Here is an 18,982-nt window from a genome sequence, read left to right as displayed (position 1 = left end):
TCGCACCCGATATGCCGTTTTCCGCCCGACAGCCGTTCCTCCGATGCCGCGCTCCCTGATCCGCCGACTGATCGATGCCGTGCCGACCGCCATCCTGCCGATGGCGGCGGGGGTGGGGCTGTCGGCGTTGGTGGCGCCGCAGCCGGATGCCGGCATGGCGCTGCTGGTCGGGCTGGCGGTGACGCTGCTGCTGACCCTGCCGTCGCTGGCGGTGGGCACCGCGCTGGGCGCCCTGGCCGGATCCTGGGCGGCGGTGGCGCCGCGCTCCGCCGGCGGGCTGATCGGACGCTTCCTGGCCGGGGCGGGGCCGCTGCTTCCGGGTTTCCTGCTGGCCGCCGTCGCGGCACTCGCCGTGCGGGCCGGGGCCTCGGCGGCACCACTGGGCTGGACCGCGCTCGCCATTCCCGCCGCCTGCCAGGCGGCACGGCTGTCGCGCCCGGCGATGGAGCGGGCGCTGGGCGCCGGGCCGGAGGGCGGCGCCGTGCGCATGGCCCGCGGCCTGGGCCTGGACGAGCGCACCGTGCTGCGCCACCACGCCCTGCCGCAGGCGGTCGCCCCGGTGATGGGGGCTGCGCGCCGCTGTGCTGGCGGCGGTGGTCGGATCGGTGGTGCTGGAAAGCCTGCTGGACCTGCCGGGGGCGGGGGCGCTGATGATCGACGCCGCCCGCGCCGGGTCGGCGGCGGGGTCGCTGCCGGCGCTGCTGGCGCTCTGCGGACTGACCGCGCTGCTGGGTGCGCTCGGCCTTGCGGTGCGCGACTGGATCGATCCGGCCAACCACAGCTCGACGCCCTATGAGGGGGCGTGACGGACGAAGGGACCCGATGGCCGAGTTCGACCAATCACCGCAGTCCCACCCGGTGCCGTCCCATCCGGCGGCGCCGCGCGCCGGCTTCGCCCGCGGCCTGTCCGGGGTAGCGGTGCTGGCCGCGCTGGCGCTCGCCTCGGCCGCAGCACCGCTGATGGCCGACGGGGCGACGATCCAGCGCCTGGACGCCGATCCGGTGGCCGCCGCCCTGCTCGACGGGCGGGGCAGCCTGTCCTTCGCGCTGCTGGCCGCGGTGCTGGGCGGGCTGCTGGGCATCGGCTGGGCGCTGCTGGCCGGGCTGCTCGGCAGGCTGTCGGGCGACCGGGCGGAGCGGCGGACCATCGCCGCCGCCCACCGTCTCGCCGGCCTGCCGCTCGCCCTGCTGGTGCCGCTGGCCGGCGGGCTGGCCGGCGGGCTGCTGGGGGAGGTCGGGCCGCTGGCCGTCGTCACCGCGCTGACCGCCGCTCCGGCCGTCGCCGCACTCGCCCATGCCGAGCTGTCGGCGCTGCTGCGGGCGGAGTTCCTGACCGCCGCCCGCGCCGCCGGCCTCCCGGAGGGAGAGGTGCTGCGCCGCCACCTGATCCCCAATGCGGCGCGTCCGCTGCTGGCCGCCGGGACGCTGGCCCTGCCGCGCGTGCTGGCGGCGGAGAGTGCCGCCAGCCTGCTCGGCCTCGGGCTGCCGCCGGCGCTGGGCAGCTGGGGCGCCTCGGTCGGGCTGGCGGCGCGGCTGGGCGATCCGGTTGCCTTCGTCCCGCCGGCCCTGCTGCTGGCGCTCGCCCTCTGGGCCGCCTGCGCCATCGCCGACGCCGCGGTGGCGGGAAATCGCAAGCCATGAACCACATCGCCCCCAAAGCCGCCCCGGTGGAGACCGAGGCGCTGACCCTGATGGTCGGCGACCGCGTCCTGCTCGACCGCGCCACCTTGCGGGTGGAGCGCGGGGAGGTGCTGGCGATCACCGGCGGGGCGGGCAGCGGCAAGACCGCCCTGCTCGGCGCGCTCGCCGGCCAGCCGCCGGCCGGGGTGGACATGGCGGGCAGCGTCCGGGTCGAAGGGCGGCTGCTGATCGCCCAGGGCGGCCGTCTGGCGCCGCGCCGGCCGCTGGCCCTGCAGGTGGCGGAGGTGGTCGGCCACCATCTGGGGCTGGACCTGCGGGGCGCGCTGCGCCGGACTGCCGACGGGCTCGACCGCATGGGCGTGCCCGCCGCCGCCCGCCGGTTCGACCTGCCGCCCGAACAGCTGCCGGATTCGCTGCGCTGGGCCTGCCTGTTCGCCATGGCGGCGGCGGTGGGGCCGGCGGTGCTGCTGGCCGACGCGCCGGCCGCCGGGCTCGACCCGACGGTGCGGCTGCGGCTTCTCCACCGGCTGGCCGACTGGGCGCGGGCGGACGGGGTGGCGCTGATCCTTGCCGGACGGCCGGAGGACGGCGTGGCCGGACCCGCCGACCGCGTGCTGTCCCTGCGCCGCGGCCGCCTGCTGCCGCATGAGCCGCCGCGCATCGCCCCGGCGGCGGTGATGGAGGCGCCGGGGACCGCCCGGCTGCATGCCCGCGGCGTCGGCATGGCCTATCCGCTCGCCCCCGGTCCTAAGGGGGAGGCGCGGGCGCTGACCGTGCTGCACGGGATCGACCTCGACCTTGGCCTGGGGGAGACGCTGGCCCTGCTGGGCGAGACCGGCAGCGCCAAGGCGACCCTCGCCCGCGCGCTGCTCTGCCTGCCGCCGCCGACGGCGGGGGCGGTGGTGTGGATGGGCCGCGATCTGGTCGCCGCCGCCGCGCCGCCGGCCGACGCGGCGGGGGAGGATGCGGATCCCGGCGGCATGCGCCGCGCCCGGCGCGACCTGCAGCCGCTGTTCCCCGACCCGGCCGCCTCCTTCGATCCCGCCATGACCATCGGTGCCCAGTTCGCCCTGGCGCTGGGAAGCCTGCGCCCCGACATCGCCGCCGACCGCCGCGACCGCCGCATCGACGAGGCGCTGGAGGAGGCCGGCCTGCGTGCCGACACCGCGCTCCGCTGGCCCGGCGGGCTCGGCAAGGCGGAGGCCGCCCATGCCGGGCTTGCCCGCGCCCTGTTGCCGGAGCCGCGGGTGCTGATCGCCGACGATCCCGCCGCCGGCCTGTCGGCGGAGGAGCGCGAGGGCTTCCTCGACCGACTGACGGCGGTGCGCGACCGGCGCGGCCTGGCGCTGGTGCTGGCGACCGACCGCTATCTGGAGGGGCTGCGCGACGCCCATCGCGGCATGGTGATGCTGTCGGGGCGGGTGGTGGAGAGCGCCGATGCCGAGACCCTGCGGACGGCGCCGCTGCATCCCTACAGCCGGGCGATGCTGGCCGCGGCCCGTGGCGAGCGGCCGGCCCTGGAGGGCGACGCGCCGTCTGCCTTCAACCCGCCGGGCGGCTGTGCCCTGCGCCGCCGCTGCCCGCTGGCCCGCGACTTCTGCGCCCAGGCGGTCCCGCCGCTGGAGGAGGTGGCGCCCGGCCACCGCGTGGCCTGCCATTACTGGGACACGGCGTTCGAGGGCGGCGCGCCGTTCCTGGATTCGTAAAGAGCCTCTCGGCCGCGTTTCAGGCATGAAAAAGCCCCCGCTCCACCGGAGCGGGGGCTTTTTCACATCACAACGACCGATGAGAGATCAGGCCATCTCGATGCGCTGCGCCTCGGGGCCCTTGGCGCCCTGGCGGATGGTCACGCGGACCTGCGCACCGTCGTCCAGGCCGCTGATGCCCGACCGCTCCAGCGCACGGATGTGCACGAAGATGTCCTTGCCGCCGGTGGACGGGGCGATGAAGCCGAAGCCCTTCGACACGTTGAACCACTTCACCGTGCCGTCGACCAGCTCGCCGCTGTCCGAATCGCCGTAGCTGTCGGCACCGTAGCCGCCGCGGCTGCCGCCGTAGCTGTTGCCGCCGCCGTAGCCGCCGTCGTTGCCCCAGCTGTCACGCTCGCGCGGGGCGCGCGACGGACGGCTCGGAGCGGCGGTCGAGGTGTCGACCGCGTGGATGGTGGCGACCTGCGGGCCCTTCGGGCCGCGCGACAGGTCGCAGGTGATGGTGGCGCCTTCGGGCAGGCTGTCGTGTCCGCAGAACTGCAGAACCGTGGAGTGCAGGAAAGCGTCGGGCGAACCGTCGTCGGGGGTGACGAAGCCGAAGCCCTTGGTGGCGTTGAACCACTTGACGGTGGCGCGGATGTCGCGCTGGGTGATTTCAGGAGCGCGGAAGGAAGAGCGCTGCGGACGGTCGAACATCAGTATCGTCTCATCTGTCGTGTTAAACCCCATCCCGGCAAAGCACCAAAGAGGGAGACCCGGAACAGGGCGAGCGAAGGATGATCGGTTCCGACCCATAATTCAATCAGGATTGCGCAATTCCACTCCGCGCGCACAACAAAAACACCGCCGCCGCCCGATCGACGGGCGGGGCGGGGCGATTTCGCCGAAATTGTGCAGGTGCAGCGTGACGAATCAACCGCGACTCAGGGTCCGGCCGTCAGTCGCGCAGGCTCAGGCGCCGTGGCACTTCTTGTACTTCTTGCCGCTGCCGCAGGGGCAGGGGTCGTTGCGGCCGACCTTGGGGCCGCTGCGCGGGCGGGCGCCCAGCATGCCGTCCACATAGTACCAACGGCCGTCCTGGTGGGTGAAACGGCTGGTCTCGTGGTGGGTCATCGGCTTGCCGTTCGTGGTGAAGCGGGCGACGAACTCCACCACGCCTTCGCTGTCGCCGGGCTGGCCGGCCTCGGTGAAGCGGATCTCCACGCCGGTCCACACGCTGGACTTGGCCCACGCCTCGATCTCGTCACGGTGGAAGTCGTCGCGGGTGCTGGGCAGCAGCGTCTCGTGCAGGTAATCGATGTTGCCGGTGGCGAAGGCCGAATAGCGCGAGCGCATCAGCGCTTCGGCCGTCGGGGCGGGCATGCCGGCCAGATAGGGACCGCAGCAGGCATCCAGCGGCTTGCCGGAACGGCAGGGGCATTCGGCGGCGGTCTGGGTCGTGTCGGTCATGGCCTGCTCTCGGGTGATGGCGTGGTCCGGCGTCGCAAATCCGGCCTGTCGGCGGGGCCGGCCGGTTTCGCGGGGCGCATCCATAGCGCAGCCTTGCGCCGCTTCTCAAGAGGCTGGTTGACGCAAGAGGCCGCAAACGGGGGCGGCCTTGCGCGCGGACTCCGCCGCCGCTATCAAGCGGCCCCATCCACCCCCTTCCGGAAGGCCGCCCGCCGATGCCTGCCAAAGCGCCCCGCAAAGCCGCCGCCGTCCTCCGCGCCCGCCCCGACCTGTCGCTGGAGGCCGGCTTCGGACCCGGCCGCCGCGTCTGCGGCATCGACGAGGTCGGGCGCGGACCGCTCTGCGGCCCGGTGGTCGCCGCCGCCGTCGTGCTGCCGCCTGAAGGGCTGCCGCCGGAAATCGCGGCGCAGATCGACGACAGCAAGGCCGTCACCCGCCGCCTGCGCGAGGAGATCGAGCCGGCGATCCGCGCCCACGCGCTCGCCTTCGCCATTGCCGAGGCGTCGGCTCAGGAAATCGACGATCTGAACATCCACAAGGCGACGCTGCTGGCGATGAAGCGGGCCTACGAGGCGCTGCCGGGCGTCCCGCCCGACGCGGCGCTGGTGGACGGCCGCTTCACCCCCGACCTGCCGTGCGAGAGGGTGGCGGTCGTCAAGGGCGACAGCCGCAGCCAGTCCATCGCCGCCGCCTCTATTCTCGCCAAAGTGGCGCGCGACAGCGAGATGTTGCGGTTGTCGGCCCAGTATCCACACTATGGATGGGATCGAAATGCCGGCTATCCGACGCCCGAGCATCTGGACGCGCTGACCCGCCATGGTGTCACGCCCCATCACCGAGTCAGTTTTGCACCAGTGAAACGCCAAAAGGCACTAAGCGGCTGAGCGCTCGTCACTTGGCAAAGAAAGCTGTTGACGGCGACTCGGCCGCGACTCATTGTCCGGCCGAGTCTCAGTTCTTTGCCGGTCGTAAAATGCTCCCTGAAAACCGTATCCTGGTCGGCGATTGCATCGCTCTCATGAACGATCTGCCGCCCGCGTCGGTCGATCTCGTCTTCGCCGATCCGCCCTACAACCTTCAGTTGGGGGGTGAGCTGCTGCGGCCGAACCACACCCGCGTCGCCGGGGTGGATGACGAGTGGGACAAGTTCGACGATTTCGAGGCCTACGACCGCTTCACCCGCGACTGGATGACGGCCGCCCGCCGCATCCTGAAGCCGGAAGGCTCGCTGTGGGTGATCGGCAGCTATCACAACATCTTCCGCGTCGGCGCCACGCTGCAGAATCTGGGCTTCTGGATCCTGAACGACATCGTCTGGCGCAAGACCAACCCGATGCCGAACTTCCGCGGCACCCGCTTTGCCAACGCCCACGAGACGATGATCTGGGCGGCCCGCGACAAGGATGCGCGCTACCGCTTCAATTACGACGCGATGAAGAACCTCAACGAGGATCTTCAGATGCGCAGCGACTGGCTGCTGCCGATCTGCAGCGGCGGCGAACGCCTGCGCGACGAGGACGGCAAGAAGACCCACCCGACGCAGAAGCCGGAATCGCTGCTGTACCGGGTGATCCTGTCCTCCTCCCGTCCCGGCGACGTGGTGCTGGATCCCTTCTTCGGCACCGGCACCACCGGCGCGGTCGCGAAGCGGCTCGGCCGCAAGTGGATCGGGCTGGAGCGCGACGACACCTATGTCAAGGCGGCCCAGGCCCGCATCGACGCGGTGGAGGAGGCGCCGGAGGCGGCGATCCTCGACACCCCGCCCAAGCGCGCCGCACCGCGCATCCCCTTCGGCTGGGTGGTGGAGCGCGGTCTGCTGCGCCCCGGCTCGACCCTGTTCGACCAGCGCCGCCGCGTCGCCGCCCGCGTGCGCGCCGACGGCACGCTGATCGGCTCCGGCCCGCGCGGCGACCATCGCGGCTCGATCCATCAGGTGGGCGCCGCCATGGCCGGCCTGCCGGCCTGCAACGGCTGGACCTTCTGGCACTATGAGGAGGGCGAGGATCTGCGCCCGATCGACGTGCTGCGCGAGCGCATCCGCTCGGAGATGCACTGAGTCCATCCCAGACCTGTCCTTCCGGCATGGTCGCGGGCGGGGACGGTCGCTTGGCAGCGGTGGCGTCGCCGTGTTAGGGCTGTCGCCCATGAACAAGCTCTTCGCCACCGTCACCGCCCCGGTGCCGCGTTCGGCCCCGGCGGCGCTGTCCACCCGTTGTTTCGTGCGCGATCTGGTGATGGACGCGCTGATCGGCGTCTATGCCCATGAACGGGCAAAACCCCAGCGCATCCGCCTGAACCTGGACCTCGAGGTGATCGCCCCCGGCGTCACCGGCGAGGACATGGCGACCATCGTCAAGGGCGTGGTCACCCAGGGCCACGTCACGCTGGTGGAAACGCTGGCGGAGCGCATCGCCGAACGCTGCCTCGCCGACGCGCGGGTGACGATGGCCAAGGTGCGGGTGGAGAAGCTGGACGTCTTCCCCGATGCCGCCAGCGTCGGCGTGGAGATCGAGCGCGCCCGCGCCTGACCGTTTTCCAACTCATAAGAGAGGAAGCCGCTCACCGTGTCTTTGCTCGCCGTTCTTACCGCCGAACAGACCGCCGCCCGCCTTCCTTTCCCAGCATTGTGCGACGCGGTGGCCACCGCCGCCCGCGACTACGCCGCCGGCCGCATCACCAGCCCGGAACGGCAGGTGCTGCCGCTGCCGGACGGCGGCGTGCTGCTGTCGATGCCGGCCACGGCGGCGGACATTGCCATCCACAAGCTGGTCAACGTCAATCCCGGCAATGGCGCCAAAGGGCTGCCGACCATCCATGGCGTGGTCAGCGCCTTCGACGCCGCAACCGGCGCGCCGCAGCTGATCCTGGACGGCCCGACCGTCACCGCCCGCCGCACCGCCGCCGTGTCGATGCTGGCGATCCGCACCCTGTCCCCGGCGCCGCGCCATGTGGCTCTGCTCGGCGCCGGCACCCAGTCGGCCGGCCATGTCACGGCACTCGCGGCGCTCTATCCCGGCCTCCGCATCGACATTCATAGCCGCGGCATCGACAGCGCCAAGGCGTTCTGCGCCGCGCAGCAGGGGCAGGGTGTGGAGTTGCGGCCGATGAGCGGCCCGGTCGATCCGGCGGCCGAGGTGGTGATCGCGCTGACCACCAGCCTGTCGCCGATCTATGACGAGACGCCGCGCCCGGACCGCCTGCTGGTCGGCGTCGGCGCCTTCAAGCCGGAGATGGCGGAGTTCGGCCCGACTGCCGTGCATGGCAGCGAACTGTTCGTCGACGATCCCGCCGGCGCCCGCCACGAGGCCGGCGATTTCATCCAGGCCGGCGTGGACTGGGCGACGGTGAAGTCGCTGGTCGATGCGCTGGACGGCCGTGCCACGGACGGGCGCCCGCGCCTGTTCAAGAGCGTGGGCTGTGCGGCGTGGGATCTGGCCGCCGCGCGCTGCGCATTGGGGCAGGGGTAAGGCGCCGGGCTGGCCCGGCCCCCCGCGGATCACTCCAGCGTCGGCTCCACCCGCTGTCCAACCCGGCGCTGGGTGTCGACGGCGGCGCGCAGGCGGTCGCGGGCCGCACCCCGGCTGCCGGCGGTCGCAGCCGGACGCAGGCCGTTGAGAGCCGCCAGGAAGTTGGAGCCCGCACGCGCTTTCGGTTCGACCGCCCGGCGGGGCAGCGACGGAATTTCCTGGGTCACCACATCGCGGTCGGCGTTCCTGCCCTTGGCTTCGGCGCGGGTGCGCTGGGCCTCCACCCGGGCGCGGGAGACGATGCGTTCGCGCAGATCGGCGTCCAGCGTGCGGAAGACGCGGGACGCCTCGGTCAGTTCGCGCTCCCGCCCGCTTTCCAGCGTGCGTTTCAGGGCGTTGGCCAGCAGGCGGCATTCCAGGACGCCGGGCACCCGCTCGCGCTCCACCGCGCGGGCAAGGACGCCGACGGCTTCAAGGGTTTCGCGGTCTAGGGTGCCCTGGGGCATGGTGCGGCCTGATCCGAAAGGGTTAGGGCCGACACTATCGACGGGCACGCGTTCCTATTCAACCCGCTTGTTAACCTTTTGTGCGATGCACCGCCGGCTGCCCATCCCTCAGCTTCCCTCAGCGTCCCGCCGTCGCCTCCGGCCGGTCCTGCTCCACCGCGCCGCGGCGCTGCAGCCATTCGGCGACCATCCAGCAGAAGGCGGCCCAGGCGGCGCCGACGCTCCAGCCGGCCAGCACGTCGGTCGGCCAATGGACGCCCAGATAGACGCGGCTCGATCCGATGACCAAAGTCAGCAGCATCGCCCAGGTCAGCAGATAGGCCTTGGTCCGCCGCCCCTCGACGAACTGGGACATCAGGGCGCCCAGCGTCAGGTAGACCACGGCCGACTGCATGGCGTGGCCGCTGGGGAAGCTGGCGGAGAGCACCTGATCGCCGTGCGGCACCAGATCGGGGCGGGCGCGGTCGTACAGCATCTTCAGCAGCGTGCTGAGCGTTCCGCCGCCGCCGATCGACACCAGCACCAGCAGCGCCGCCGCCCGCTTGTGCAGCAGAAGCAGGAAGCCCAGCGTGGCGATGGTGACGATGGTGAGGATGGTGGTACTGCCGAGCGAGGTGATGTCGCGCGCCATCCGTGCCAGCCACCAGGGGCCGCCGGGCTGGTCGGGATTCAGCGGATCGCGCAGGGCGAGAAGCAGGCGCTTGTCGAAGGCGCTGGTCTCCCCCTCCATCACCTCGCCGGCCAGCTCGACGAAGCCGAACAGCAGGCCGGCGACCACCGACATGCCGATCAGCATGCCCAGCTGGTGCCGGCTTACCCTTGCCCAGAAACCGCCGCGGAAACCGTCTCCGACCCTGCCGCTCCAGCTCACCGGTGCCCTCCGTCTCTGTTTCCCGTTCAGCCGGGAGAGAGCAGCCGCACCGGTGAACCGGCCGTCCAGGCCAGGATGTCCTCCAGCGCGTCGCGGTAGAACACCGCGTAATTCTCCCGCGTCACGTAGCCCAGATGGGGCGTCAGCACCGTGTTGGGAAGGTCAAGCCAAAGGCTGTTTTCGGGGAGGGGTTCGATGGGGAAGACGTCGATGCCGGCGCCGCCGATATGGCCGTGGCGCAACGCATGGGCCAGCGCCGCCTCATCCACCAGCCCGGCGCGCGAGGTGTTGACCAGGAAGGCGGTCGGCTTCATCGCGCCGATCTCGTCGGCTCCCACCACGCCGCGGGTGCGCTCGCTCAGCACCAGATGGACGCTGACCACGTCGGAACTGGCGAAGAGGTCGCGCTTCTCCAGGCGGATCACGCCGGCTGCGGCGGCGCGCTCGTCGGTCAGGTTGGGGCTCCAGGCCGCCACCTCCATGCCGAAGGCCAGGCCGACCTGGGCGACCTTGCTGCCGAGCTTGCCCAAGCCCACCAGCCCCAGACGCTTGCCGGCCAGATCGCCGGTCAGCCCGGTCTGCCAGCGCCCCTCGCGCAGAGCCCGCTCTTCCGCCGGGATGCGTTTGGCGAGCGCCAGGATCAGGCCCCAGGTCAGTTCCGCTGTCGGCGTGCCGACCATGCGGGTGCCACAGACGGGGATGCCGCGGGCGGCGCAGGCGGCAAGGTCGATGGCGTTGTTGCGGGCGCCGGTGGTGACCAGCAGCTTCAGCTTGGGCAGCCGGCCGATCAGGGATGCGGGGAACGGCGTGCGTTCCCGCATGATGACCAGCACGTCGAAGGGCTCCAGCGCCGCCGCCACCGCCGCCTCGTCCCCCAGCGGCCTGTCGAAGACCGTCAGGTCGCTCCCCGGCGGCAGCTGCGACCAGTCGGCGAGGTCGCGCGCGACCCCCTGGTAATCGTCGAGGATGGCGACGCGCATGGAGCCTGGCCCTTTACTTGGTGAAGTAGGGCGCCAGGTTGGCGCGGATGCGGTCGAGCACCGGGACGGTGGCGGCCGGCACCTCGAACGGGCGGCCGGTGATGGTCTCGCCGGCCTCGATATAGACGCGGGCGGCCTCCAGCACCACGTCGCCGGGGATCTCCGGAACGTCCTGGGTGTAGGGATCGCAACGGGCGACGACCCAGTTGCGGACGAAGTCCTTGTCGAAGCTCTCCGGCTTCTCGCCGGCCTCGAACCGCTCCTGATAGCTGCCGGCGAACCAGTAGCGCGAGCTGTCGGGGGTGTGGATCTCGTCGGCCAGCAGGATGTTGCCGTCCTCGTCGAAGCCGAATTCGTATTTGGTATCGACCAGGATCAGGCCGCGTTCCGCCGCCATCTTCTGGCCGCGGGCGAACAGGGCGAGCGCCTTGTCCGACACCTCGTCCCACTGGGCGCGGGTCAGCAGGTTGCGCTCCACGATCTCGGTCGCGGTCAGCTCCTCGTCATGGCCGGCGTCGAAGGCCTTGGTGGTCGGCGTGATGATGGGGGTGCCCAGCTTCTGGTTCTGGCGCAGCCCGTCGGGGAAGATGTGGCCGTACATCTCGCGCCGGCCCTGCTTGTACATCGACCAGATCGAGGTGCCGGTGGTGCCCGCCATGTAATCGCGGACCACGACCTCGACCGGCATGATCGTCAGCCGCTTCGCCACCACCACGTTGGGATCCGGGTATTCCAGGACGTGGTTGGCGCAGATGTCCTTGGTCGCCTCGAACCAGAAGCGGGCGGTCTGGGTCAGCACCTGCCCCTTGAAGGGGATGGCGGTCAGGATGCGGTCGAAGGCCGACAGCCGGTCGGTGGTGATGAGGATCCGCCGCCCATCCGGAAGGTCGTAGTTTTCACGCACCTTGCCGCGGTAATGATTGGGCAGCTCCGGGATGAAGGCGTCGCGAAGAACGTTGGTCAGGTGCGGGGCGAGCAGGGCGGTGTCAACCATGGGGTCCTGGTCCGGATGCAGGGGCGATTGCGAGAGGCGCGCATGATACCCGAAACCCCTGCCGGAGCCAGGACGCTAATTTAGGAGGGAGGATCGCTGTCCGATGCATGACGCGAGCATCACGGCCCCGCCGGGCGGGCGTGCCGACGACTATGTCCTGAAGCCCGGAGTGGTCAGTGTCTGGTTCGCCGATCTGGCGGGGCTTTCGGCGCTGAAGGTGCCGATGCGCGCCCTGCTGTCCGCCGACGAACTGGAGCGCGCCGACCGCTTCCTGATGGAACGGCTGACCGACCGCTTCGTGCTGCGCCGGGGGTTGCTGCGGCTTCTGCTGGGGCGTTTCACCGGGCGCGACCCGGCGGCGCTGGTCTTCGACTACGGCACGCACGGCAAGCCGGCGCTGCCCGGCGGCCCGTCCTTCAACCTCAGCGACAGCGAGGACAGCCTTGCCATCGCCGTGGCGGCGGAAGGGCGGATCGGCGTCGACATCGAACGGCTGCGCCCCATCGAGAGCGCCGACGGCATCGCCGACCGCTTCTTCCACGCCGCCGAGCGCGCCGCCCTGCAGGCGCTGCCGCCCGACCGCAGGGACGAGGGCTTCCTGCTGGCCTGGACGCGGAAGGAGGCCTTCATCAAGGCGGCCGGCGTCGGGCTGTCGATGCCGCTCGACCAGTTCGCGGTGGAGGTGACGCCGGGCGTACCGCCGGCCCTGCTGGAGATCGGCGACGGGCTGCGGGGGGATGTCGGCCTGCCGGCGGACTGGAGCCTGTTCGACCGCCGGGTGCTGCCGGGCACCGTCGCCGCCATCGCGGCGCATGGAACGGGATGGACGGTGGAGACGCGGGTGATGGATATGGAGTTCGTGGCGTAGGAAAACGCCCTCTCCCGTCCCGGGAGAGGGAGGGGACCCGCCGAAGGCGGGGAGGGTGAGGGGTGATCCAAGGAACCGAAAGCGCATGGTTCCTCGCACTACCCCTCACCCTTCCCATGCTCCGCATGGGCCCCTTCCCTCTCCCGGGGCGGGAGAGGGAGATTCACTCCCCGGCCAGGGTGCCGGTCAGGCGGTTGCGGATGGCGGAGACGGCGCATTCCAGGGGGCGGTCGTCGTCGGGGCGCGGGGCCTTGTCCATCACGTCGGGGCACATGTCCTGCGCCATCCACACCTGCGGCTTGGGCGGTGTGGGGGCGTTGGCGTCGCAGGTGGCGGGGTCGGGGTGGGTTTCCTCGGTGTTGCCGTGGGTCGGCTTGACCTCCAGGTTCGGCGACACGCCGAAGCAGTCCACCAGCGCCCCCGACGGGCGGTAGTAGCGGGCGGTGGTCAGGCGGATGCCGGTGTCGACGCTGAGCGAAGAGATGGTCTGCACCGACCCCTTGCCGTAGGAGCGCGAGCCGAACAGCAGCGCGCGGTGATGGTCCTGCAGGGCGCCTGCCACGATCTCCGACGCCGATGCCGAGCCGCTGTTGATCAGCACCACCACCGGCAGCCCTGCCAGCAGGTCGCCCGGGGTGCCGCGGTAGGAGCGGGACTCCTCCGGGTCGCGGCCGCGGACGGAGACGATGTCCACCGTCTCCAGGAAGCGGTCGGCCACCTGCACCGCCTGCTCCAGCAGGCCGCCGGGGTTGTTGCGCAGGTCGATGACGGCGCCGGTCAGCCGGCCCTTCGCCTGCCGGCGCATGTCCTCCACCGCCGCGTCCAGCGCCGAGGAGGTCGACTGGTTGAAGGTGGCGATGCGGATATAGGCGACGTTGCCCTCCAGCCGGTAGCGGACGGGCTGGATCTTTACGATGGCGCGGGTCAGCGAGACGCGGGTGTTGGCGTCGGTCGCCGGCGGACGGCGGATCGACAATGCGACCGAGCTGCCGACGGGCCCGCGCATGCGGGCGACGGCGTCGTGCAGGTTCAGCCCCTTGACCGCCACGTCGTCGATGCGGGCGATCAGGTCGCCGCTGCGCAGGCCGGCGCGGGCGGCGGGCGAGCCGTCGATGGGGGAGACCACCTTGATGAGGCCGCTTTCCTCATCCATCGTCACCTCGATGCCGAGACCGCCGAACTCGCCCTGGGTCTGTTCGCGCAGGTAGCGGTAGCGCTCGCTGTCGAGGAAGCTGGAATAGGGGTCGAGCGAGCCCAGCATGCTGTCCAGCGCCGCTTCGGTCAGCATGCGGTCGCTGGCGCGCGGATTCTCCGCCTTCTTCTTCTTCAGCCCGTCCTCCGCCTTGTCGACCAGCACCTGCGGGTCGAAGGGCTTCACATGCTCCGTCAGGACGCGGCGCATGGCGTCGGAGAAGAGGACGTAATTGCGGTCGGCGGTGGACAGCGACCCGTAGCCGCGGATCTTCGCGAAATCGGTGCGGTATCGGTCGAGCGCCGCGACGGTGTCGGCACGGCTGGTGGGGGCCACGGCGCAGGCGGGCCCGATCGCCACCATCATCAGCAGCAAGGCAGCCAGCAGCTTCGCCATCCTAGGCCCCTCTTGACTGGCCGGTCCGGCCGGCGGTCTTACGCTCATCGTTCACTTATACCAGGGTTTCGCCGGTTGGCCCGACCCTAGCACGTCGTTCGCCCATTCTCAAAGTCCACCCCGGATTCGGCAAGCGTGTCATGCAACGGGGGCAGCTGCAGGGCTCCCCTACCGGAAATAGGGGGTGCGAACGGCAATGTCGCGCGCCCCGATGGGACGCGCGACCGGTGTGAAGGGATAAGTGCTTTCGGAGGGGAGGGGAGGGGGAGGGCAGGGGGAGGACGGTCAGTAGGCGCCGCTGCCCTTCACCACGACCCGCACGGTGCGCAGCATGATGCCGATGTCGGTCCAGAAGCTCCAGCCCACCACATAGGCGGTGTCGAGCTGGACGCGGCGCACGTAATCGACGTCGCTGCGGCCGCTGACCTGCCACAGCCCGGTCAGGCCGGGACGGCAGCGGGTGTAGAAGGGGAAGCAGGCGCGGTAATAGGGAACCTCGTCGTCGATGATCGGGCGCGGGCCGACCAGGCTCATGTCGCCGCGCAGGACGTTGATGAGCTGCGGCAGCTCGTCCAGGCTCGACTTGCGCAGGAAGCGGCCGACCGGGGTGATGCGCGGGTCGTTGCGCAGCTTGCGCGTCGCCAGCCATTCGGTGCGCGCCGTCTCGTCGGTGGCGAGCAGCCGCTCCAGCACCTCGGCGGAGTTCACCACCATGGAACGGAACTTCAGGCAGGTGAAGGATCGTCCGTCGGCGCCGACACGCCGGTGGCCGAACACCGCCGGACCGCCGTCGCGCGCCACCATCCAGGCCAGCACCAGCATCAGCGGCCCGAACAGCGCGAGCAGCCCCAGGGAACCGACGATGTCGAAGGCCCGCTTCACGCGGTGCCTGTGCAGGGGTGGGCAACCGGGAAGCCGGTCCATCGCCTGCATCGCCGACCGGGTCCCGGCCATGCGGCCGGGGTCCAGACGGGGTGCGCCCAAAAGGGCGATGTTGGACAACGCCATTGTAATCTCTCGTCGCTGAACGTCTCTGGTCAGAGCATAGGACCATCCGAGAGAGGCAACGGCCAGCGCGCGAAAGGGGTCCTGCCGAAGGGACAGGATCTTTGGAAAGGGTGAGTTAGCCCGCCGGTACGGGTCAGCAGATCCGGGGAAGCTGTTCTCCGGTCAGCCAATCCACGATCCGGCGGCCGCCGAAGCGGGTCTCCATTTGAACGAACCGATGGGGGTCCTCCACCACGAATCCGATGCAGGCGGCATCCCGTCCCAGCGGGTGCTCGCGCATGGCGGCGAGCAACCGGTCGCACTCCTCCGCCGCGCAGATCGCGATCAGCTTACCTTCGTTGGCGGCGTAGAGCGGGTCCAGCCCCAACAGTTCGCAGGCCGCGGTGACTTCCGCCCGAACGGGGATGTCGGATTCGCGTAGCCGCATGCCGACGCCGGACTGGTGGGCGATCTCGTTCAGCGTCGTCGCCAGCCCGCCTCGGGTGGGATCGCGCAGCACATGCACGTCCGGCACCGCCGCCACCATCGCCGCGACCAGCCCGTTCAGCGCCGCGCTGTCGGACAGGATCGCCGTCTCGAAGCCCAGATTGTCGCGGGTCGACATGATGGCGACGCCATGGTCGCCCATGGTGCCGCTGACCAGGATGGCGTCGCCCGGCCGCGCCCGGTCGCCGGAGGGGGCGACGCCCGGCGGCACCATGCCGATGCCGGTGGTGGTGATGAAGATGCCGTCGCCCTTGCCGCGCTCCACCACCTTGGTGTCGCCGGACACGATGGCGACCCCGGCCTCGCGCGCCGCGGCGGCCATGCTGTCGACCACCCGCTTCAGGTCGGCGAGGGGGAAGCCCTCTTCTATGATGAAGCCGGCGGTCAGGTGCAAGGGCACGGCGCCGGCCATGGCGACGTCGTTCACCGTGCCGTGGACGGCCAGCGAGCCGATGTCGCCGCCGGGGAAGAACAGCGGCGAGACGACGAAGCCGTCGGTCGTCATCACCATGCGCCCGCCCGGCACGTCGAAGGCGGCCTGATCGTTGCCCTGGTCGAGGAAGGGGTTGGCGAAGGCGGCGGCGAACAGCTCGCGCACCAGCTGCGCCATCGCCTTGCCGCCCGACCCGTGGGTCATGTCCACCGCCCCGCGGGCGATGTCGAGCTTGCGGGTGAAGAGGCGGCGGTCGGTCATGGCGGGTGGTCCGGGTGGTCGGCGGGTGCGTGTGGGGGAGCAGGCGTCAGGCCGCGGCTTCGGCGTCGGCGACCTCGGCCAGCAGAGCGAGCGTTCGCTCGGCCTCTTCGGCATCCAGGCGGGACAGGGCGTAGCCGACATGGACGATCACGTAGTCGCCGACGGCGACGTCCTCCACCAGCTCCAGCGAGCAGGTGGAGGTGACGCCGCCCAGGCTGACGGTGGCGCGGTCGTCGGGCAGCAGGGCGGTGACCAGGGCGGGAACGGCAAGGCACATGGCGGCGGTCCTTCCGGTCAGACGGCGGCGGAAGCGGTGTGGGCGGCGCGGGCCTCCGCCAGCCCGTCGGCGATCCAGTCGTACCACTCCTCCAGCCCCTGGCCGGTGGTGGCCGACAGCTGGATCACCGCCAGCGACGGGTTCAGGCGCTGGGCATAGCCGATCATGCGCTCCACGTCGAAGGTCAGGTGGGGCAGCAGGTCGATCTTGTTGACGACCAGCAGGTCGGCGCGGACGAACATATCCGGATACTTCAGGGGCTTGTCCTCCCCCTCCGTCACCGACAGCACGACGACGCGGTGGGTCTCGCCCAGGTCAAAGCCGGCCGGGCAGACCAGATTGCCGACATTCTCGACGAACAGCACGCCGTCCCCGGCGAACCCGCCCTCGGCGGCCAGCTTGTCGGCGGCCTGCGCCACCATGGAGGCGTCGAGGTGGCAGCCCTTGCCGGTGTTGACCTGCACCGCCGGGGTGCCGGTGGCGCGGATGCGGTCGGCGTCGAAGCTGGTCTGCTGGTCGCCCTCGATCACCGCGACGGGGAAGCGGCCCTTCAGGTCGGTCAGGCTGCGGGTCAGCAGGGTGGTCTTGCCCGAACCGGGGCTGGACATCAGGTTCAGCACGAACACCCCGCGCTCGGCGAAGCGGCGGCGGTTGACGGCGGCCAGACCGTCGTTCTTCGCCAGGATGTCGCGTTCGATGGTGACCAGCCGCGGCTGGTTCAGCGCGGCGCCGCCGTCGATGGCGTCGGGGCGGTCGGGACGGTGGTGATGGTGCGCGTGGTCATGGTGGCCGTGCCCATGGGTGTGGTCGTGCCCGTGGTCATGGTCATGATGATGCCCGTGGCCGGTGTGGCTGTGGCGGAACACCGTGCCGTCGGGGGCGACGTGCTCGTGGGTGTCGTCGTGATGGTGGTGGGCGTGATGGTGCGCCTCGCCGTGCCCCTCACCATGACGGTGGCGGTAGACCTTGCCGTCGGGGCCGATATGCTCATGCTCCGCATCGGTGGCCTTGCCGTCGATCCGGGTTTCGCCTTCTCCGCAACCGCAAACCGTGCACATCACGCGCTCTCCCACTCTTCGATCCGCAAGTCGACTCACAAGGCGACCGCCTCAACCGTTCGGCGGCCCATCATCGGACGGCCCGTCCGCTTCGGCAAGCGATCGTCATTCGTGTACCTCTATGCCGCAGGCGACGCAGGGGTCGAGCATCGCGACCAGCAGCCGCGCCCGCTCCGCCGCATCGTCCCGGTCCCGCACCCCGGCGCCGGCCAGCCCGCGAGCCAGCGGGCCGTCGGCGGCGAAGTTCCAGTCGGTCGGGGCCACCATGCGGGCATCGGCGATCCGCCCGTCCCCGTCCAGCCGCAGCCAGTGGGCCAGCCGCCCGCGCGCCGTCTCCGCCACGCCGCAGCCCGCGCCCGGCGCCGGCCCCGTTGCGACGGCCGGATCGGCGGGGCGCAGATCGGCGATGGCCGCCGCCATCCGCCGCGGCAGCTCCGCCAGATCGGCGAGCCGCGCCGCGAACAGCCGGATCAGCCCGTCGCCGAAGCGGTCCGTCACGGACACCACAAGCGGATGCGCCGCCTGCCGTTCCAGCGGTCCGGTCAGCGCCGGGCCGCCGTCATGCCGAGGCCGGGCGGCGAAGGCCGGGTCGCCGGCCAGCGCCGCGGCGAACCAGTCCGGCCCGCTTTCGCTCAGCAGCGGCACGCCTCCCTCTCCCCAGCCGGCCAGATCGGGGTCCAGCAGCCGGGCGGCCAGACGCGCCGCGTCGCCGGCGCTGCGTCCGGCCCAACGGGCGAGATCGTCGGCATCCCGCGGCGGCGGTCCGGCGAAGACCTCCGCCTCCAGCCAGGCATCCATCCGGGCCAGCGCATCGCGCAGGGCCGCCGCGTCGGGCCGAAGGACACCGCCGCCCGGCCGCAACCCGTCCTTGGCCGGATAGAGCGCCGGCATCACCGCGGATACCGCCTGACGCAGGCTGCGCAGGCTGGCGGGGCGGGGCGGGGCGCCGAGGCGGGCCGGCCATTCGACGACCGCCTGCCAGCCATGGCTGTCCAGCGCCTCCGCGTCAGTCAGCAGGCGGCGCGCGGTCTCCTGCGCGGCCGCGTCGATGCCCAGCGCCGCTTCGCACGCGCGGGCGACCGCCAGTCCCTGTGCCGTGCCGCACAGGCTGAACAGCAGGGGGGCAAGCCGCACCGCCTCCTCCGCCCGGCGGCCGACCAGGGCGGCGACGGCGCGCGGGCGGCGGGCGGCGACTTCGGCCCGGCCGATGGCGCCGGCGCCCGTTTCGCCGTCGAGCCACAGCCGGACGGATACCGATCCCTCTGCGGGAGATGTGGCTGCGGTCATGGCGAAGTCCTGGGGACGGCGCCGGGGGGCGGCGGCGGGTCCATCCTGACGGAACCGGGGTGCAACTCATTGACCTGCGTCAAAATACGTAGATCCGGC

The 18,982-nt window shown here is 71.5% G+C and carries 19 protein-coding genes and 1 pseudogene; 8 read left to right on the top strand and 12 right to left on the bottom strand.

The annotated features are described in order from the left end of the window. Positions 1-43: 43 nt before the first annotated feature. The 3 genes from AB8P05_RS26255 to AB8P05_RS26245 are packed head-to-tail and all read left to right on the top strand — an operon-like array spanning position 44 to position 3,347. Positions 44-796, top strand: coding sequence for an ABC transporter permease family protein (locus AB8P05_RS26255; RefSeq protein WP_472761486.1), 753 nt, complete (start codon positions 44-46; stop codon positions 794-796). Between the two features lie 26 nt (positions 797-822). Beyond that, the gene (locus tag AB8P05_RS26250; RefSeq protein ID WP_472761485.1) at positions 823-1,641 is read left to right on the top strand and encodes an ABC transporter permease subunit; all 819 of its coding nucleotides are present in this window, start codon (positions 823-825) and stop codon (positions 1,639-1,641) included. Continuing rightward, complete coding sequence (locus tag AB8P05_RS26245; RefSeq protein WP_472761484.1) at positions 1,638-3,347, top strand: ABC transporter ATP-binding protein; 1,710 nt, start codon at positions 1,638-1,640, stop codon at positions 3,345-3,347. The genes AB8P05_RS26250 and AB8P05_RS26245 overlap by 4 nt, the downstream gene beginning before the upstream one ends. An 87-nt stretch (positions 3,348-3,434) precedes the next feature. Here AB8P05_RS26245 and AB8P05_RS26240 read toward each other — a convergent pair whose 3' ends face one another. Then, on the bottom strand, positions 3,435-4,046 hold the full coding sequence (locus AB8P05_RS26240) for a cold-shock protein (RefSeq protein ID WP_108548876.1): 612 nt from the start codon (positions 4,044-4,046) through the stop codon (positions 3,435-3,437). A gap of 255 nt (positions 4,047-4,301) precedes the next feature. Then, the gene (locus tag AB8P05_RS26235; protein WP_472761483.1) at positions 4,302-4,799 is read right to left on the bottom strand and encodes a YchJ family protein; all 498 of its coding nucleotides are present in this window, start codon (positions 4,797-4,799) and stop codon (positions 4,302-4,304) included. A gap of 215 nt (positions 4,800-5,014) precedes the next feature. Here AB8P05_RS26235 and AB8P05_RS26230 point away from each other — a divergent pair, with 215 nt between their 5' ends. From AB8P05_RS26230 to lhpI, 4 genes are all read left to right on the top strand, one after another. Beyond that, entirely contained in the window at positions 5,015-5,683 is a 669-nt protein-coding gene (locus AB8P05_RS26230) for a ribonuclease HII (RefSeq protein ID WP_455175374.1), read from the top strand. An 89-nt stretch (positions 5,684-5,772) separates the two neighbouring features. Beyond that, positions 5,773-6,855, top strand: a complete 1,083-nt coding sequence (locus AB8P05_RS26225; RefSeq protein WP_455175373.1) for a site-specific DNA-methyltransferase — start codon at positions 5,773-5,775, stop codon at positions 6,853-6,855. Positions 6,856-6,943: 88 nt separating this feature from the next. Then, positions 6,944-7,327: a dihydroneopterin aldolase gene (locus AB8P05_RS26220; RefSeq protein WP_014189570.1), complete on the top strand. Its 384-nt coding sequence runs from the start codon at positions 6,944-6,946 to the stop codon at positions 7,325-7,327. A gap of 36 nt (positions 7,328-7,363) precedes the next feature. Further along, positions 7,364-8,266 (top strand): bifunctional Delta(1)-pyrroline-2-carboxylate/Delta(1)-piperideine-2-carboxylate reductase, encoded by a 903-nt coding sequence (lhpI, locus tag AB8P05_RS26215; RefSeq protein ID WP_472761482.1) that lies wholly within the window; start codon positions 7,364-7,366, stop codon positions 8,264-8,266. A 29-nt stretch (positions 8,267-8,295) separates the two neighbouring features. On the opposite strand, the gene AB8P05_RS26210 is transcribed toward lhpI, so the two are convergent. From AB8P05_RS26210 to AB8P05_RS26195, 4 genes are all read right to left on the bottom strand, one after another. After that, entirely contained in the window at positions 8,296-8,772 is a 477-nt protein-coding gene (locus tag AB8P05_RS26210) for a hypothetical protein (protein WP_455175370.1), read from the bottom strand. Positions 8,773-8,890: 118 nt separating this feature from the next. Continuing rightward, entirely contained in the window at positions 8,891-9,643 is a 753-nt protein-coding gene (locus AB8P05_RS26205) for a phosphatase PAP2 family protein (RefSeq protein ID WP_472761481.1), read from the bottom strand. A gap of 26 nt (positions 9,644-9,669) precedes the next feature. After that, positions 9,670-10,623, bottom strand: a complete 954-nt coding sequence (locus AB8P05_RS26200; protein WP_472761480.1) for a D-2-hydroxyacid dehydrogenase family protein — start codon at positions 10,621-10,623, stop codon at positions 9,670-9,672. A 13-nt stretch (positions 10,624-10,636) separates the two neighbouring features. Beyond that, positions 10,637-11,617, bottom strand: coding sequence for a phosphoribosylaminoimidazolesuccinocarboxamide synthase (locus tag AB8P05_RS26195; RefSeq protein ID WP_472761479.1), 981 nt, complete (start codon positions 11,615-11,617; stop codon positions 10,637-10,639). Positions 11,618-11,720: 103 nt separating this feature from the next. On the opposite strand from AB8P05_RS26195, the gene AB8P05_RS26190 reads away from it, so the two are divergent. Continuing rightward, positions 11,721-12,485, top strand: coding sequence for a 4'-phosphopantetheinyl transferase family protein (locus tag AB8P05_RS26190; protein ID WP_472761478.1), 765 nt, complete (start codon positions 11,721-11,723; stop codon positions 12,483-12,485). A gap of 163 nt (positions 12,486-12,648) precedes the next feature. Here the strand turns inward: AB8P05_RS26190 and AB8P05_RS26185 are convergent, their stop codons facing one another. From AB8P05_RS26185 to AB8P05_RS26160, 6 genes and pseudogenes are all read right to left on the bottom strand, one after another. Continuing rightward, a complete protein-coding gene (locus AB8P05_RS26185) occupies positions 12,649-14,073 on the bottom strand; it encodes a S41 family peptidase (protein WP_472761477.1) in 1,425 nt (474 codons plus the stop codon). Positions 14,074-14,358: 285 nt separating this feature from the next. Further along, positions 14,359-14,955, bottom strand: a pseudogene (locus AB8P05_RS26180) (sugar transferase); the annotation flags it as partial. A gap of 259 nt (positions 14,956-15,214) precedes the next feature. Beyond that, positions 15,215-16,261 carry a hydrogenase expression/formation protein HypE gene (hypE, locus tag AB8P05_RS26175; protein WP_472761476.1) on the bottom strand — a complete coding sequence of 349 codons (1,047 nt, stop codon included), beginning with the start codon at positions 16,259-16,261 and terminating at the stop codon, positions 15,215-15,217. 46 nt (positions 16,262-16,307) lie between these two features. Next, the gene (locus AB8P05_RS26170; protein WP_472761475.1) at positions 16,308-16,538 is read right to left on the bottom strand and encodes a HypC/HybG/HupF family hydrogenase formation chaperone; all 231 of its coding nucleotides are present in this window, start codon (positions 16,536-16,538) and stop codon (positions 16,308-16,310) included. Positions 16,539-16,555: 17 nt separating this feature from the next. Next, positions 16,556-17,596 (bottom strand): hydrogenase nickel incorporation protein HypB, encoded by a 1,041-nt coding sequence (hypB, locus tag AB8P05_RS26165; RefSeq protein ID WP_472761474.1) that lies wholly within the window; start codon positions 17,594-17,596, stop codon positions 16,556-16,558. A 105-nt stretch (positions 17,597-17,701) separates the two neighbouring features. Further along, on the bottom strand, positions 17,702-18,883 hold the full coding sequence (locus AB8P05_RS26160) for a nickel-dependent hydrogenase large subunit (protein WP_472761473.1): 1,182 nt from the start codon (positions 18,881-18,883) through the stop codon (positions 17,702-17,704). Positions 18,884-18,982: the final 99 nt, after the last annotated feature.

The organism is Azospirillum sp. VT-I1 (genome assembly GCF_055698305.1).
This window is presented reverse-complemented; position numbering and strand designations above follow the sequence as displayed.